A 1,886-nucleotide genomic window follows, 5' to 3' on the forward strand; every position below is an offset into this window, starting at 1 on the left:
CATCCTTGGCGGTCGCTTCTAACGCAGTACTCAATCAAGAACACATGCTGCGCCGATCCCATGGACGGCGAGGGCGGTCGGCTTGCCTTTGGAAACTGTCGGGCTCTGCCAGACGTTACCAGTGGCCAAGGGCCGCTAGCCGTCAGAACTGCGAATGGACCGAGAACTAGCCTCATCGCCGCCTTCAGCAATGGCTGCACAGGCCTCCAAGGGCCTGGATGCGCCCGCCGTCGCCCGACTGCTGGTCGAGATCGGGCAGCGGCTCGTGCTCGCGGGTGAGAACTCGTACAAGGCACGCGCCTATACCCGGGCGGCCGAGGGCCTCCTGCTGCTCCGTGAACCCCTCGAGGAGGTCATCGCGGCCGGACGGCTCAAGGAGATCCCAGGCGTGGGCGCCGCCCTCTCAGAGACGATCCAGCGTTTGCACCGGGACAGCACCACGCTGCGCCTGGAGGCTCTGCGGGCTGAGGTGCCAGCGGGCGTGCTGGAGCTGCTGGCGATCCCGGGCCTGCGCCCGCAGAAAGTCCTCGACCTCTACCGCAAGCTCGGGATCACCAGCGTCGATGAGCTCGAAGCGGCTGGCCGGCAGGACCGCCTCAAGGCGACGAAGGGCTTCGGTCCTGCCTTTCAGGACAAGGTCCTCGCAAACATCGAGTTCATGCGGCGTTCGTCCGGGCAGCGGCTCATCCATCGCGCCGGCGAGCACCTCAGCACCCTGGAAGCAAACCTCAGGCGGTCGCATCCAGAACTCACCCGCATCGTTCCCGCCGGCGACTTCCGGCGTGGCACCGAGCTGGTGTCGGACCTCGCTCTTGTGGCCGAGACCCCGGCTCGCTCAGGGATTGAGATTGTCGATCTCTCTGAGGGGGCCAGAGTGTGGCTGGCGGACCCGCCGCACTATGGGGTCGCCCTGGTTCTAGCGACAGGCTCGTCCGAGCACATCGACGAACTCCGATCTCTTGCCGAGCGCCGCGGCTTGCGCCTCAATAGACAAGGGCTGTACCGCGGGCAGCACCTCGTTGACTGCGTGGACGAGAAGGACGTCTATGCGGCTCTCAACCTTCCCTTCATCGAGCCCGAACTGCGGGAGGGCAGGGGAGAGATCGCCCTCGCCGTGGCGCGACGATTGCCTCACCTCGTGGCCGATCAGGACATTCGGGGACTTCTGCACTGCCACACCGATTTCTCGGACGGCAGCAACACGCTCGAGGAAATGGCCGAGGCAACGCGGGCCAGAAGCTATGAGTATTTCGGTGTTGCGGATCACTCGAAGACAGCCAGCTATGCCGGTGGGCTCTCAGTCGAGAGGGTCGCTATCCAGCACGAACTCGCGGACGAGTTGAACAGACGCTACCAAGGTCGCTTCCAGATCCTAAAAGGCATCGAGTCCGACATCCTCGAAGACGGCTCGCTCGACTATCCGGACGCGGTCCTAGCTCGCTTCGACTTTGTGGTCGCGAGTGTGCACAGCCGCTTCAGGCTCGATGCCAAGACCCAGACCGAGCGGATAATTCGGGCGGTCTCCAACCCCTTCACGACCATTCTTGGCCACATGACGGGTCGGCTGCTCCGCCGCCGGGAAGGCTATCAGATTGACGTCGAGAAGATCTTGGAGGCATGCGCAAGGCACGGGGTGGCAGTTGAGATCAACGCCCATCCTTCCCGTCTGGATCTGGACTGGCGCTGGCATCAGCGAGCCCTTGAACTCGGGTGCATGTTCAGCATCAACCCGGACGCGCATAGTGTCGACGAGCTCGATCTCACCGCCTGGGGTGTGTTGATGGCCCGCAAGGGAGGCATTCCTCCGCACCGGGTGCTGAATTGCCTGGGGCGTCATGAGCTCGTAGGCTATCTCACCAGGCGGGCTATGCCGCTCAACGGGGTCA

At 63.9% G+C, this 1,886-nt stretch carries 1 protein-coding gene; it reads left to right on the top strand.

What is annotated here, in order from left to right:
* Positions 1-190 precede the first annotated feature (190 nt).
* Positions 191-1,886: DNA polymerase/3'-5' exonuclease PolX (locus tag KBI52_RS01700; RefSeq protein WP_247654107.1), on the top strand; the 1,696-nt coding region annotated here is incomplete at its 3' end.

The organism is Microvirga sp. HBU67558 (assembly GCF_018069605.1).
Lineage (GTDB): Bacteria > Pseudomonadota > Alphaproteobacteria > Rhizobiales > Beijerinckiaceae > Microvirga > Microvirga terrae.